The sequence below is a fragment of the Anabaenopsis sp. FSS-46 genome, assembly GCF_029891665.1.
Taxonomy (GTDB): domain Bacteria; phylum Cyanobacteriota; class Cyanobacteriia; order Cyanobacteriales; family Nostocaceae; genus Anabaenopsis; species Anabaenopsis arnoldii.
In genome coordinates this window covers 1-14,458 of the sequence record NZ_JANQDG010000015.1, presented here as the reverse complement: position 1 = coordinate 14,458, position 14,458 = coordinate 1, and the positions used below count along the sequence as shown (strand labels likewise).

The window sequence follows — 14,458 nt, the reverse complement described above, 5'->3', positions numbered from 1 at the left end:
ATTTAAATGGGGCGTACAACATATTAAGAAAAGCAGTCCTGAACGCTTTTGCAGACGGGATAGAGGGGTTAGGAGTAACTCCAATCAGGTTTACTCCTGGTAAAGTGACTTTGTAGATTTGTCTATAATTTCACAAACTCTGTACAGCAACCTTAAACCAAATCAAACATCCTTTCAGACATCCTCTAAAGTACGAAATAGGGCGCTATGCCCCTATTACTCCAGGTTTTTCGGCATTTTTGTTATAATGACTACCTGATTTGCGATGTTCAACGGCAGTCATACCATTATGTTCTAACAATTCACCTTCCTCCACAACAGCATAAATTAAGTATCTGTCGCCACATTCGAGTAAGTTGGTCACAGTACATTCCAGATAAGCTAATGCTTGAGTTAAAATCAAACAACCATTATTAGCCACCTTTGTCTCAAGATTGTTAAAGGGATTTTCCCCTATTGTGCTTTGACGGCAGAAATAACGCCGTAAATTTCGATTTTCTTCGAGAATATTCAGCACAAATTTGTCGCCGGGTTGACGCATTAAATCTGCATTTTGGTCTTGACCAATGGCAATTATAATTCCTGGTGGGTTAAACGTTGCCTGAGATACCCATGAGGTTAAAATACCTTTATGGCTTTCTACATCACGAGTTGTCACCACACATAAAGAACCAATAATCCTTCCTACAGCTTGTTCAGTACGATCTATTTTCGCTTCCGTCACCACTTGGCGGAGAGTCCGCAGTTTCTTTGTTTTCTTTAAGTTTTGGGCAAAAGTCGCACCTGCTGACTGACAGTGTTGAACAGTTTCTGGTGTGGGACTAAAGCGCACCCGAATAGTTTCAAAGCCTAAACTGTAGTTAGCGTCTTTCAGTTTGCTTTCAATTAAATCTATAGCTTCGCCACTCCAACCGTAGGAGCCAAACACCCCTGCTAACTTGGTTTTCGCCGCTGTTGAAAGAACTATCCCTAAAGCAGTTTGAATTTGGGTAGGTGGATGACCCCCTAAAGTCGGAGACCCGATAATAAAACCATCGCTGGCTTCAATTATACGGGTAATTTCTGTGGGGTCTGCCAATTCACAATTGATAGACTCAACATTGACATGATTTGCAATCAAACCTTGAGCAATGGCATGAGCTAAAATTGCCGTACTACCATAAGCAGAAGTATAAAGCAAAGCAACCCTTAAATCTTGAGATTTCTGTGCTTGACACCATTGACGGTAATCATAAGTAAAACGACTCAGACTGTAACGCACCACCGGTCCATGACCAGGAGCATAACATCTAGCCGGCAAAACAGCCAATTTATCTAAAACTGCTTCAACTTGTTTCCCTTGGGGTGCATGAAGACAGTCAAAGAAATAATGACGTTCTGCGTCTAATTTTTTCCAATCTTCATCAAATAAGGTATCTTCGCAAATATGAGCGCCAAAAAATTTGTCTGTGTATAAAATCTTAGTTCCAGGGTCATAGGTACAAAGACCATCAGGCCAACGAGGAGTAGGAACTGTAATAAATGACAGGTGATGTTTTTGTCCTAAATCTAAAGTATCTTCAAAACGCACAGCTTGAATGCGTGATTCCCACTCAGGAAAAGCACTTTTCAAAGCATTTGCAGCAGGACGAGAGCAAATTAACTTAGCTTGCGGTGCAAGGGAAAGTAACTTTTTGAGGGTAACTTGGCGGTTAGGATTCACGTGACCGAGAATAATGTAATCAAGGGTAGTGAAATCCAGATATTGTTCTAGTTCCTTTAGGTAAATAGCTGTAAAAGATTCACCAGGAGGGTCAATTAAAGCTTTTTTGTCAGCCTGAATTAGATAAGAATTGGCTGTAGTCCCTTTTTGACGGGAGTACTCAACTTCAAATTTTAGGCGTTCCCAAGTACGCGATCGCAAAATGAGCGTATTTTCCCCAATATTTGCCACTTGTACGTCTCTGGGACGACTGAATGTCGCAATAGTCATAATACTCTCCTGTGTTCTTTCAGTTCTTAATCACTAACTTTTGTTGATAGCGATTGCTATATTGTTTTTCTGGGTCTATACCTTCAAAAGTAGGCGGTATCCAAACTCGCAAAACTAACAGTACCCCCAGGACTAGCAAAAAGGCACAAGTCGCTAAAACTTGGCTCCAATCGGTTTCTAGTACACCTTTAACAATCACTTCTCTTAAAGCGGAGACGATAGCAACTTCTACAGCTACTCCAATAGATATGCGTTGTTCTTGCAGGTAAATAATCAGTAGTCGGAATAATTCCACTAAAATCAGTAAAAACAAAATATCGGCGGTCACAACATGGAAATCTAAAGGAGGAAGCAGGGAGAGAAACATATCCCACACTTGGATTACCATGAAGCTAAATAAACCCATACACAAGGAAACTACAATCACATCTTGGATAAATTCCAATGTGCGGACGATGCGACACCGATTGATTTCGTAAACAGAAATTTCACTATCTTCCAGAACAGGTTTGTACATATAGGACTCCTATGTGATTTTTCAACCAGACTCAGTATACACGGCAATTCTTCTTACCTGTTCCCTACTTAGACAAATCAATTCAGAAACCAAACCGGATTTCTAGATCAATGAAAATTGGGGATTGGGCTGTAATTGAAAATTCTGAGTTACTGATTTAGTAATGATTGCCGATTTTGCGGTGATGAACAGCAGTTAAAGCGTTAACATTGGCTACTCTGCCAGTTTTAACAGTGCTGTAAATAACCCAATGGTCACCACAATCCATCCGGCTAGTGATTTCACATTCCATATAGGCTAAAGCATCAGCCAAGATGGGAGAACCATTACTTGCTGGATAAGTTTTCACTCCTTCAAAGCGATTAGCACCCGGAGCAAACCGTTTCAGGAAATGTTTGATTAATCCTTGATGGTTATCTTCTCCCAAGACATTTAAAACAAAGCGATCGCCCAGTTCCATTAAAGATGCAATAGCTCTTTCCTTGGACACAGCAATGGCAACTCCTAAAGGCGTTAAACTTGCTTGTGTCACCCAAGAAGCCAACATTGCACTTTGAACCTCCCCTTTTTGCGTAGTAACAATATATAATCCTGAGCTAATTCTGCCTAGGGCTTGTTCTAAGTTGCTGTTAATGGATTGAATTTTTTTACTACTGCGATCGCTACCCCGGCTTTGTCGGTCACGGGTCAACCATTGACCCATATCTGTACCTGCTTCTTCACACAATTTTTCTGTTCTTTGTCCTGGAATCTCTTTAATTAAAATCGGAGGGAATGCTTCAACTAATCCTAACTCTTGAAACTTATTGCGTAAGGGATAAACAGGCTCATCTTCTCCGCCACCAGATTCTAATAAACCTATAGCCTGCTTCTGATGTACAGCCGCCAAAATAGTATTTAAAGCAGATTGCGCCGTCACTGAATATTGGGATGGCATAGCAATCACTATCCCAGCAGCTTGAGATACCAATTCTCTAACTTCTTGTAATTCAGCAGTATTAATGTCTATTAGTTCTACAGCTACACCTGTTTTAGTACATCCATGTCCCAAAGTATGCACTAAATGTTCACCATAACCGTAATCTTCAGCATACAATAAAGCCACCAATATCTCTGTTTTAGCCTTGGCTAAACTCCAAGTTTTATAATTCTCTAACCAGTCAGAAATATGATGCCTTAACAAAGGTCCGTGACCTGTAGCTACGGTATTTATTTCTAAATTTTCAATCCGTTTTAATGCTGCTAAAACTGACCGCGAATTGGGTCCCATCAGACAGTCATAGTAATATTTAAAATCTCCTGCAATAGTAGAGAAATATTCATCATAGGTATGGTCATCACAATAATGCATCCCAAACACATCGCAGGTATAGAGAATCCCTGTTTTGTGCTCGTAGGTCAAAATTGTATCAGGCCAGTGTAAGTTAGGGGCGGATATAAACTCTAATTGGTAACCATTACCTAAATCTAAACACTGTCCGCTTTTGACCAACAATGATTTAAATGGCTGGTGAACCATATTTTCGAGAAACTGAATTGCTACCTTAGACCCAACAACAGTAATCTCAGGAGCTAACTGCAAAAGATCCTTAACTAAACCACTATGGTCTGGTTCGGTGTGGTTAATAACCAAGTAGTCTATTTTATTTAAATCAATTAAACCTGCAACTATCTCAAGATATAGTTGCTCAAATTTGCGATGTGAGGTGTCAACTAAAGCAATTTTTTCACCTTGAATTAAGAAAGAGTTATATGTTGTTCCATTTCGTAAACCAAATTCGATATCAAAACGTTCCCTATCCCAATCAAGACAACGAATAGCAGTTGTTTTAGAGGCAATTTCTACCGTTTGAACGGTCAAACGTCCTACATTAATAGCTTGAGTATCTTCTGTAAGTATGACCATTGATTTTCACCTCAAAAATATGGGAAATTCAGTATTCTTTTATTTTGAACTAAAAACCAATATTAGTAAAATTTCAATTTCTCAAGCTATTGATTAGTAATATTTATCTGTTGTTGACCATAAAACGAGACCTGAGCCAATGGCTTTTAGACATGGGGATAAGTCGATAGCGACTTTAGTCGCATTAGAACGATTGACTGGCTTTAGCCACAGTGGTATAATAGTGAAAGGGAGTAAGAACAACCATCTACGTAAAGAAACATCCTAGTGCGGAGAAATCCCGGCAACGGACATATCCAACTTGATTTGGAATAGTTAAAGGGCAAATAATGGCAGGATGTTGAGCGTACCTAACTGGCATTGCGATGGACTCACCAAAGCAAAAAAAAGTAAGCGCAATTGCAATACCTTTTGTCCTGGTAGTTGTTTTGAGCGTGTAGGGTGTTTTTGCCAGCACCATTGAAGGTCAGTTTGTGGACTCTTCAAGAATCCCCCGGCTTTAGACGTGGGGAGTGTCAAATCCAGCAAAAACAGTCGGTTGGATGCAGCAACAATCCCACGCACTTCGGCTGCGCTCAGTACAAGCTGAGTGCAAGTGCTTCTGGGCGTGGGAGCGTCAATCTTGCAAACTACTGTGTAAAACTATCAAACTTTGCGCCAATTGACTGAGGCGGGTTTCTAGATATTGTTTGCGCCCTAAAAGTTGACGTAATTTTTGGTAACGGGCGATCGCCACACTCACTATGGGTAATTCATCTGCTGGACAAGGACGTGACCAAACTTTACCAGCAGCATCCAAACCACAAAGATTATAACCAGTGCGGGGGGATTGATCAGAATTTCTACAAATCTCCTCTACATATTCCATCAGGCGGTCAACTTCCCCATGGCGGAGTGTCGCAGTTCCTCCCGGTTCTGGTTCTTTGACATGGGATTCTAACCAGCCATTAATAATCGGTCCTTCTAAGTAAATCTTTTGAATCTGTTCTATTATTGTTTGTAGTTCTGTTTGCCAACCAGTGATATGTTGCCCTATGTCTTGCAGTATATTCGTGGCTAATGCCGGATTAGCGCCGTGGCGATGACTACTAAAGCTAGGATGTTTAAATTTGGGTAAGTTCGGGGTTTTGCCACCCATCTGATGGGCGGGAAAGGTTTGCACACAGTGATGTTGTCCAACTAAATTCTCAACGCCCGAATGCTCACTAGGGGATACTGCGCCTAGTTCCTCGGTGTCTTTTTTACGTGAGGTAGATTCCGCCCCCCCGGTGCTAATCCTAAAGGAGAAAGACGACTTTAACGAATCACCCGCTGGGGTGGTTGTAGTACTGCGATTGCCTAAATCATGTAAAGTGGCTTCAATACGTTTTAAACCTGTTTTCATAAAAATATCCTGAAATGTCATGTTTCCACTAGTTTGGAAGAGTTCAGAATGCAGTCGTTGGGATAACCGTTATATTAGGATACAGTTTTGGGCAAAGTCATCTTAGTTACAGGACCAGCAAGGTCTGGTAAAAGTGAATGGGCGGAAACTCTGGCTATAAAGTCTGGTAAACCGGTGGTTTACGTCGCTACAGCCACTGAAAACCCAGAGGATACAGAATGGCAACAGCGTCTTCAAGAACACCAAAAACGTCGTCCCTCACATTGGGTAACGCTTTTGGTACCTGTAGAATTATCGACTACTCTAGCAGATGCCCAGCCAAATACCTGCCTTTTGATTGATTCTTTGGGTACTTGGGTCGCTAATCTTCTCGAACAAGATGAAGATACTTGGAGAAACACTCTAACAGAGTTATTGGCAACACTGCCACTGGTAGCAGCAAATATTATATTTGTGGCGGAGGAAACCGGTTGGGGTGTGGTTCCAGCTTACCCTCTTGGTCGCCAGTTTCGCGATCGCTTGGGTTGTCTTGTCCGCCAGTTAGGTGCTGTTTGTGAACCTGTTTATTTAGTTACGGGTGGTCATGTTCTCAATCTCAGCCTTTTGGGTACACCATTATGACCATCTCCTCAGCGCCCTGTCAGTTACTGTACCACTACTAAAATCTTAATTTGAAATTAAACATTCCCCCTTCAAAAATCCCCTGTAAAAATTTAAGATCATCCTATGGCAACTCAAAAAGAAGTAAGAGAGTATCTTGCCTACTGGTTTCAGTTGGGTAAGAAGGTGTTAACGGGCAACGGTCAGGCAAGTTTTTTGCCCGTACCTGTGCTGAAGGATGATGGCTACAGTGATGAATTTGAAGAATGTTGGCAAAAAATTATCTCTCAGACAACTGGCGAATGTTACCTTGATGGCACTTATGAAACCATTAGCGAACTCCTAACACCAGCTTGGGAACTTTTACCTTGTGGCCGTTGTCAGATGCCAATACCCAAGCGTAACTTAGGAATGCCGGCTTTGTTATGTCCTTGCAATGATTTACCTACTTGGCCTAACAGTGAATTACCAGCGCCCCGCACCCCCGTTAATACCCAATCACATTTAATGTCAATTCGTAATCGCATTGAGAGTAATTACAGCTGAAAGTCACGCATCTAAATTATTGGTAGGTTATTGGTAGGTTATTTGCCGTTGCACCTCATATAACATTAAAGCAGCTGCGATCGCCACATTCAAAGACTCTACTCCTGGACTCAGGGGTATTTTCACTTGCTGGTCTGCCATTGCGGCTAAATCTGGCGACAACCCAGCCCCTTCATTCCCCAGTAAAATTAAACTCGGTTTTCGCCAGTCTACATCCCAGTAGGTTAAATTTGCCGTGGGTAGAGTTGCTACTACCTGCATTCCGGCTTGCTGACTTTGTTTGACTGTCCCTTGCAAATCTTCGGTTACCGCTGTGTTGACGCGAAACCACTGTCCTGCAGAGGCACGTAAAACCTTGGGGCTGTCTACATCTACACTATCACGACTCAGCCATAACCCCGTAGCGCCAGTGGCCGCAGCCGTGCGAATTATTGTCCCTAGATTACCTGGGTCTTGAATAGTTTCCAGGGCGAGGACTAAACCAGTAAACGGCACTTGAGTTTGATTAATCCGTCGTTTTGCCGTGGCAATTACACCATCTGGTTGCACTGTGGTAGCGATCGCCTCTAAAATTTCCTTACTAACGATTTCTACCCTTTCACTGTGGTTACAAGCTGCTTCCCAGATTACCGGGTGGGAAATTTGCCATTCTGGCGTGCAGCAGACTGTTACTAGTGGGTAATTCACCTGGCAAGCCTCCTGCAACAGGTGTGTTCCTTCCAGTAAACATAATTCTTGCTTATGACGCTCTTTGGTAGAGTGCAGCTTGCGGATTTGCTTGACTAAAGGGTTTTGGAGACTAGTTAACACAATTAGATAGTTTTGATTTTGGATTAGCCCAATTTCAAAAGAATTTCACAATCAAACACTTATGCGGAACCCGGGACTTGAACCCGGAAGCCTTGCGGCACTAGAACCTGAATCTAGCGCGTCTGCCAATTCCGCCAGTTCCGCTGGCATTCATTTTGATCAACGATTCATCATTGTCACTTAAATATTTATTTTTGTCAAGTACCATCCCTAAATTATTCTTTTAACCTAGACTGGGGTAACTCTGACCACCTCACAAAGCTTACTTCAGAATGTTTATAGACCTTAAGGAACCTGTGAATTCAAATTTATTAATACAAGATGTCTAAGAAAATGTAGACAAATTAACTCTTTACTGTAGAATCAAAACCAACTTCTAACCTATAAAATTACGTATTGTTTTTGGAGGTAGGCTTATTAATCCTTCTAGCAGCTTACCAGATGCCAAGATTTCTCAGGAAGCAGACTCCTCAGTCTTGCAAATACGGGGTAGGCATCCTTTACGAGGCCATGTGAAAATCAGTGGGGCTAAAAATTCCGCACTAGTGATTATGGCTGGATCTTTGCTGTGTTCAGGCGATTGTCGCATCCGCAATGTTCCATTACTGGCGGATGTAGAAAGAATGAGTGAGGTTTTGTCAGCTTTAGGTGTTCGCCTCACCAGAGAAGGTGACATTTTAGATATCAACGCCAGGGAAATTACCACATCAACAGCTCCTTACGAATTAGTTACCCAATTAAGGGCCAGTTTCTTTGCCATTGGGGCGATTGTGGCTCGGCTGGGGGTAGCACAAATGCCATTACCAGGTGGTTGTGCCATTGGAGCTAGACCAGTGGATTTACATGTGCGCGGACTCGAGTCCATGGGGGCTCAAGTGCGGATTGAACATGGCATTTGTCATGCTTATGTTCCGGGGAGTGGTGGTAGGTTAAAAGGGGCTAAAATTTACCTAGATAGCCCCAGTGTCGGAGCTACGGAAACTTTAATGATGGCCGCCACCCTCGCGGATGGGGAAACCATTATTGAAAACGCGGCACGAGAGCCAGAAGTCGTGGATTTGGCTAATTTTTGTAACGGTATGGGGGCTAAGATTCAGGGTGCTGGCAGTAGTCAGATTAAAATAGTGGGTGTGACCAAGTTACATTCTATCGACTACAGTATTATTCCCGATCGCATTGAGGCCGGAACGTTCTTAGTAGCGGGAGCTATGACTGGTTCAGAAATTAGTATGTCTCCAGTGTTACCAAACCACCTAATTCCAGTAATTGCTAAATTGCGGAAAATGGGTTTAACGATCATGCAAGATGCACCAGACTGCTTACGTATCCTCCCCGCATCCAGCCTCAGAGCTACGGATATTGAAACTTTACCCCATCCTGGTTTTCCCACGGATATGCAAGCGCCATTTATGGCTTTACTGAGTGTGGCTGAGGGTGATAGCCTGATTAATGAATCGGTGTTTGAAAATCGGCTGGGTCATGCGTCCGAGTTGAATCGCTTGGGAGCAGATATTCGGGTCAAGGGTAATACTGCCTTTGTGCGGGGAGTGCCGATTTTATCCGGTGCACCAGTTATAGGCGCAGATTTACGGGCTTCCGCAGCATTAGTTTTAGCAGGGCTGGCTGCTGAAGGAGAAACGACGTTTCAGGGATTACAGCATCTTGACCGCGGCTATGATCGAATTGATCTGAAATTACAGCAACTAGGGGCGAAAATACTGCGCGTGGTTGCTGTACCACAAGATCCGGAATTAACTCCTAGCAGCAGTACTCCCCCAGCCTAAACTGGCGTACTCGGGGATCAGGGGTAATGAATGGGTACTGGGGACTGGGGACTGGCACTCAGGACTCAGCACTCGTTATACTAGCTGTGGGAGGCTGTTGATCTTCTGTTTTTTCAGGTTGTTATATCATGTCCTTGTTCAAAACTCCGCTCATCGGCTTAAAAGCTGACTCCTTTCGTCATCCATTAGACCTACAAGCCACCACATCTCTCAAGCAGATACCAGGTCTGGATATGATGGTGCGAAATTGGCTCGGACCGGTCGCCGAACAGGTTTTTTATGTGGAAAATATTGCCTCCAGTGTGTTGGTGGGTGAAAAACAATTGCCTGATTTATACCAATTATTGTTAGAAGCCTGCAAAATCTTGGATATAGACCCTCCCCAGTTATATATCCGCCAACATCCGGCTCCTAATGCTTATACTTTTGCTATGCGGGGTAAGCAGCCTTTTATTGTCCTCCATACTTCTTTGGTGGAACTGTTGACCCCACAGGAAATACAGGCGGTGATCGCCCATGAATTAGGACATCTTAAGTGTGACCACAGCGTTTATTTAACACCTGTGAATCTCTTGGTCTTAGCAGCTGCAATTGTCCCCAATGTGGGTACTTTTATCGCCCAAGCCATACAAACACAATTATTAGAATGGGTACGCTGTGCTGAGTTTACCTGCGATCGCGCTGCATTACTCGCCACCCAAGACCCCAAAGTTGTGATGTCAGTCTTAATGAAGTTAGCCGGTGGTTCCCCTACCCTAGCACCACAACTTAATTTAGAGGCCTTTGTCGCCCAAGCTCGTGCTTACGATGACATTAGTAAAACCGAAATGGGGGAAATGGTCAAAGCCACTCGCACATCCCAATTAACTCATCCAGTCCCAGTTCTAAGAGCTAGAGAAATTGACCGTTGGTCTAGCAGCCAAGAATATCAATCTTTATTGCAAAATCATGGAAAATCTACCAGTGAGGTTACATCCCCTGGAGGATGGCGCAATTGGTAGGATAGGACAACACCAAAAAAAAGGGGAAGATTTTTTCTCTTCCCCCTTTCGGTGCTTTGTCAGCTTGTTTGAGTTTTTGGCGTAACATTTGTCTTTGCTTTTTCAATTGGCGTTTTCTCGCAGAACCGCCCCTACCTTTATCGTTTCTCCCTTCTCTGCGGGGAGATTCCCATCTTTTGAGTTGCATTGCTTGCTTATTTGCTCGGTTTAACCTAACTTTAGACGTTGGATCTGTTCATCTGACTTTGTAATTAATGGGCAGGAGGAGAATCGAACTCCTATGACCGCAAGGCCGCCACATTTTGAGTGTGGTGCGTCTACCAGTTTCGCCACCCGCCCTTGGTTTCAACTTTACTATTATATCCTATTTAACTGAATTTGCAACTGGTAAATCAAAAAAATTTAGAGGGGGAAATTTTTCGGAAATTTCTCGTCAAGGTACTTGACATTACCCCTGGTTAGGCTGCTATATTGTCATAGTGTGAATCATTGGGGCGTAGCCAAGCGGTAAGGCAGCGGGTTTTGGTCCCGCCATCCCTAGGTTCGAATCCTAGCGCCCCAGTAAATAAGGAGTAGATTAATCTGCTCCTTATTTTTTTATTTATTGTTAGGGGGACTTTAAAGCTTGATCTAAAATTTGCCGCGCGTGTTCGGCTTTAGCTCTAGCTTCCTGGTAGCGTAAATTAGCCTGGGCAAAGTTTTTTAGGACTTTAAAACCTTCCTTGAGGCGATTAATTTCCTCTTCAGTTACCGGATTATCTGAAAACAAAACATCAACAGCGTGACGAATTTCTAGGGCTTCGGCGCGTGATTCCTGCACCTTCAGCTTGAGTGTGGCGAGATTATTCAAAATCTGAACAGCTTCTGTAATACTGTCCTCACCACTGACAGAAAAATTTGTCTGTGGCTTCACCTCAATTAATTGTTGAGGGCCAAACCCCTCCTCCAATTCTGTGGGTAACTTACCAGCATCCATTAATTCCATCAGCTGATCCATGGCTTTATCACGGGCTTTGGCTGAATCTTTTCCAGAAACAGTGAGCATAATTTCTGGACTTTGAGCGAGAGTATACTGAACCATACTTAGAACAGAAAAATTGCTGATTAACCAAGCCAAGCGCCATAATCATAACATGAAGGCAGTACCAGGAACTCACAGGGGAAACATGAGAATAAAACTCTATACTGAAAGAGGGATACAGGTAAATTCTCACAGGAGGGAAGAATAGTGACTCCCAATCCCACCATCATGCAAGCTGTAGAAAAACTCGGTTACCGAGTGACTGTTGGTGATGTCTCAAGTCAGGGTGGCTTGAGTGTAGCGGAGGCGGGACAAGGTTTATTAGCCTTGGCTTCTGATGCGGGCGGACATTTACAAGTAGCAGAAACAGGCGATATTGTTTACCTGTTTCCGCGAAATTTCCGCGAAATCTTACGTAATAAATACTTTCAGATGCGGTTGCAGGAATGGTGGAAAAAGGTCTGGGCAGTTCTTTTTTACCTAATTCGCATTTCTTTTGGTATTTTCTTAATTCTTTCTATTGTCCTGATCACTGTGACGATCATTATCATTGTGAATGCCGGGAGTTCAGATCGCAATGACAATGATCGGGGCCGCAGTTCTGGGGGTGGTGGGTTATTCTTTTTTCCATTCCCAGATTTATTTTGGTACTTCAGCCCCGATTATAGCACCCGCTCCCAGCAACGGCATTACCAAAGACAGCAAGGAAGTAACTTGAATTTCTTTGAGGCTGTATTTTCCTTTTTATTTGGCGATGGTAATCCAAATGCTAATTTAGAACAACGGCGATGGCAAGAAATCGCGACTGTGATTGGGAATAATCATGGTGCGGTGGTAGCAGAACAAATTGCTCCCTATCTGGATGACCTTGGGGAAACTTATACACGGGAGTATGAAGATTATATGCTGCCTGTGCTGACTCGTTTTAATGGACAACCAGAGGTCAGCCCAGAAGGGCACATTGTCTATTATTTCCCAGAGCTGCAAGTTAAAGCCAAGAAAACAAGCCCTGAGTTAGTACCCACCCATTTAGAAGAATATCCTTGGCGTTTTAGTGCTGCAGGTGCAGGACAAATTATCCTGGCTGCAGGTTTGGGTGTAGTCAATTTTGTGGCGGCTTTAATATTGGGAGGTTTAATAGCCGATGGGACAGCAGCGGCGCAATTGGGGGGATTAGTAGCTTTTGTAGAAGGGATTTATTGGCTATTGTTGGGTTATGGTGCGGGTTTCTTAGGTATCCCCTTAGTGCGTTATTTTTGGATTCAATGGCGCAATCAAAAAATTGCTGCACGCAATCGCGATCGCTTGTATCAGGCTCAACTATTAGCAAATCCAGAGGAGACTTTACAGCGAAAAATCAACTACGCACAGCAATTCGCTACAGAAAAAGTCATCAGTAGTGAAGATTTAGTTTATTCCACCGAAACCGACTTAATCGACCAAGAGCTTGAGGGCTAGCCAATAGCTAGTTATTTGCTAATAATAGATTACATATCCTCATAAATGCTAAGATAGTGGTGCAGTAACTTACTTGGTCTTAATTGGGGTCAGGGTTACCCCTTGGTAGTAATGTCCTAAAATTTGCAGGTGGTTGGCTCCTTGTCGAGCCAGATTATAGGCTCCCCACTGGCTCATTCCTAAGCCATGACCAAACCCTAGACCTTGGAGGACAAAATTACCATTTGTGCCTCTAGTGATATTAAAGCGCGTGCTTCGGAGTTTGAGTGCAGTTCGCACCTCTTCCCCTCTGAGTACTCTTGTACCTTGCTCACCCACAATTTTTAACGCTTTCACACTGCGGAAAGGTGAGAAGGCTTGTGGAATCATATCTTTGATGTTACCAATACCGGAAATTTTCGAGCTAATTTCATCGGGGGAAAAGGTTTGCACCCAGTTACAAGCGCTGATATTTTGATCGTAGTCTTGAACAGCACGCAAGTAAGCTAGGCGTTTTCCCCAAACATCTTCGACATTTTCAGTATGCCCCCCAGAACAGGCGTGAAACGCGGAGAGAATAATTTGATTGTTATGTGTTAATACTTTCCCAACTGTAGAATCAACGGCCGCGTAAATAGCAGGAGATTCCTTAGCGACTCCTTGATAAATTTGCCACCGGTCCGGAGTAGCCCCTAAGTCATAAGTGGGATGATTGCGCTGTTCCCTGCGCTTGTAAAGTGCGTAGGTGCGAGCAGCTATGGCCTGGGCTTTGAGGGCTTCCTGAGGCCATCTAGAATCCATTTCGCCACCGATGACACTGTAAAGATATTCTTCTAAATCAACCCAGTTAACGACATCTAACCCTTTATCTGTAGGCAAAACCAAGGTTCTGCCACGATACCAGCGATCGCCAATATAAACAAATCCCTGATTTGTCGGCTCAATCCAAAATAAGCCAGATTGCCACCTATTGAGAGCCACACCACCGGGGATACTTTGGGCCTCAAATGAACTCATAGCGGGTAATTGTCCCAGAGTCCGGCCTCTACTATCCTTGACAAGTGCAGTTGTGGAACTACCCACCTTGACTTGATTAACTCCCCTCTCAATTGCCACGCGCAGGATGATAGACGCTTGAGCCGGGGCGACTAAAACCATCCACAAAAAGATGCCTATCCACCAATGACGTACTTTAAGCTGGGAAAACAAAGAGCCTAATAACAGTTGAAATTTCATACTCATCATTTAAATCACATTTAAGCAAGTATCTATGATCTACCAGTGAAGATGAGACAGTTCTGCTAGATAAAACCTAGACAAAGCTAGACTTTACTTTCTACTTCAACGGGAGCATGGGAGCGGTTATCCCTTAGTAGACTTGCACGCCTTAGCCAGACGCGATATTTCTCTTAAGATTTACAAGAAAGACTACCGCTATCATTGCTTGGTTTTCGCGTTGGCAATAGTCTTAATTCAATAC

13 protein-coding genes and 3 tRNA genes are annotated in these 14,458 nt (G+C 43.3%); 6 read left to right on the top strand and 10 right to left on the bottom strand.

Annotated elements, in window-relative coordinates; genetic code table 11:
• Window positions 1–205: 205 nt before the first annotated feature.
• From NWP21_RS01695 to NWP21_RS01680, 4 genes are all read right to left on the bottom strand, one after another.
• Complete coding sequence (locus NWP21_RS01695) at window positions 206–1,972, bottom strand: diflavin flavoprotein (RefSeq protein WP_280791368.1); 1,767 nt, start codon at window positions 1,970–1,972, stop codon at window positions 206–208.
• 19 nt (window positions 1,973–1,991) lie between these two features.
• On the bottom strand, window positions 1,992–2,489 hold the full coding sequence (locus tag NWP21_RS01690; RefSeq protein WP_271731685.1) for a phosphate-starvation-inducible PsiE family protein: 498 nt from the start codon (window positions 2,487–2,489) through the stop codon (window positions 1,992–1,994).
• Between the two features lie 157 nt (window positions 2,490–2,646).
• Window positions 2,647–4,395 (bottom strand): diflavin flavoprotein, encoded by a 1,749-nt coding sequence (locus NWP21_RS01685; protein WP_280791367.1) that lies wholly within the window; start codon window positions 4,393–4,395, stop codon window positions 2,647–2,649.
• Between the two features lie 616 nt (window positions 4,396–5,011).
• Window positions 5,012–5,779: a hypothetical protein gene (locus NWP21_RS01680; protein ID WP_271731683.1), complete on the bottom strand. Its 768-nt coding sequence runs from the start codon at window positions 5,777–5,779 to the stop codon at window positions 5,012–5,014.
• A gap of 87 nt (window positions 5,780–5,866) precedes the next feature.
• Here NWP21_RS01680 and cobU point away from each other — a divergent pair, with 87 nt between their 5' ends.
• Window positions 5,867–6,400 carry a bifunctional adenosylcobinamide kinase/adenosylcobinamide-phosphate guanylyltransferase gene (gene cobU, locus NWP21_RS01675; protein ID WP_280791366.1) on the top strand — a complete coding sequence of 178 codons (534 nt, stop codon included), beginning with the start codon at window positions 5,867–5,869 and terminating at the stop codon, window positions 6,398–6,400.
• Window positions 6,401–6,505: 105 nt separating this feature from the next.
• Window positions 6,506–6,925, top strand: a complete 420-nt coding sequence (locus NWP21_RS01670) for a hypothetical protein (RefSeq protein WP_271731679.1) — start codon at window positions 6,506–6,508, stop codon at window positions 6,923–6,925.
• 27 nt (window positions 6,926–6,952) lie between these two features.
• On the opposite strand, the gene NWP21_RS01665 is transcribed toward NWP21_RS01670, so the two are convergent.
• Window positions 6,953–7,735, bottom strand: coding sequence for an RNA methyltransferase (locus NWP21_RS01665; RefSeq protein ID WP_271731677.1), 783 nt, complete (start codon window positions 7,733–7,735; stop codon window positions 6,953–6,955).
• A gap of 62 nt (window positions 7,736–7,797) precedes the next feature.
• A tRNA-Leu gene (locus NWP21_RS01660) sits at window positions 7,798–7,879 on the bottom strand.
• Window positions 7,880–8,151: 272 nt separating this feature from the next.
• On the opposite strand from NWP21_RS01660, the gene murA reads away from it, so the two are divergent.
• Both murA and NWP21_RS01650 read left to right on the top strand, forming a co-directional pair.
• Complete coding sequence (gene murA / locus NWP21_RS01655) at window positions 8,152–9,519, top strand: UDP-N-acetylglucosamine 1-carboxyvinyltransferase (RefSeq protein WP_280791369.1); 1,368 nt, start codon at window positions 8,152–8,154, stop codon at window positions 9,517–9,519.
• A gap of 128 nt (window positions 9,520–9,647) precedes the next feature.
• On the top strand, window positions 9,648–10,520 hold the full coding sequence (locus NWP21_RS01650; RefSeq protein WP_271731676.1) for a M48 family metallopeptidase: 873 nt from the start codon (window positions 9,648–9,650) through the stop codon (window positions 10,518–10,520).
• Here NWP21_RS01650 and NWP21_RS01645 read toward each other — a convergent pair.
• Together NWP21_RS01645 and NWP21_RS01640 are read right to left on the bottom strand one after the other, a co-directional pair.
• Window positions 10,489–10,707, bottom strand: a complete 219-nt coding sequence (locus NWP21_RS01645) for a hypothetical protein (protein WP_280791365.1) — start codon at window positions 10,705–10,707, stop codon at window positions 10,489–10,491. The genes NWP21_RS01650 and NWP21_RS01645 overlap by 32 nt on opposite strands.
• A gap of 68 nt (window positions 10,708–10,775) precedes the next feature.
• A tRNA-Leu gene (locus NWP21_RS01640) sits at window positions 10,776–10,859 on the bottom strand.
• 151 nt (window positions 10,860–11,010) lie between these two features.
• Between NWP21_RS01640 and NWP21_RS01635 the strand changes: the two genes are divergently transcribed.
• Window positions 11,011–11,082: transfer RNA gene (locus NWP21_RS01635), tRNA-Gln, on the top strand.
• 45 nt (window positions 11,083–11,127) lie between these two features.
• Here NWP21_RS01635 and NWP21_RS01630 read toward each other — a convergent pair.
• Window positions 11,128–11,601 carry a hypothetical protein gene (locus tag NWP21_RS01630; protein ID WP_271730769.1) on the bottom strand — a complete coding sequence of 158 codons (474 nt, stop codon included), beginning with the start codon at window positions 11,599–11,601 and terminating at the stop codon, window positions 11,128–11,130.
• Window positions 11,602–11,748: 147 nt separating this feature from the next.
• On the opposite strand from NWP21_RS01630, the gene NWP21_RS01625 reads away from it, so the two are divergent.
• Entirely contained in the window at window positions 11,749–12,999 is a 1,251-nt protein-coding gene (locus NWP21_RS01625; RefSeq protein WP_280791364.1) for a hypothetical protein, read from the top strand.
• A gap of 69 nt (window positions 13,000–13,068) precedes the next feature.
• On the opposite strand, the gene NWP21_RS01620 is transcribed toward NWP21_RS01625, so the two are convergent.
• Window positions 13,069–14,214 (bottom strand): SpoIID/LytB domain-containing protein, encoded by a 1,146-nt coding sequence (locus NWP21_RS01620; protein WP_280791363.1) that lies wholly within the window; start codon window positions 14,212–14,214, stop codon window positions 13,069–13,071.
• Window positions 14,215–14,458 lie beyond the last annotated feature (244 nt).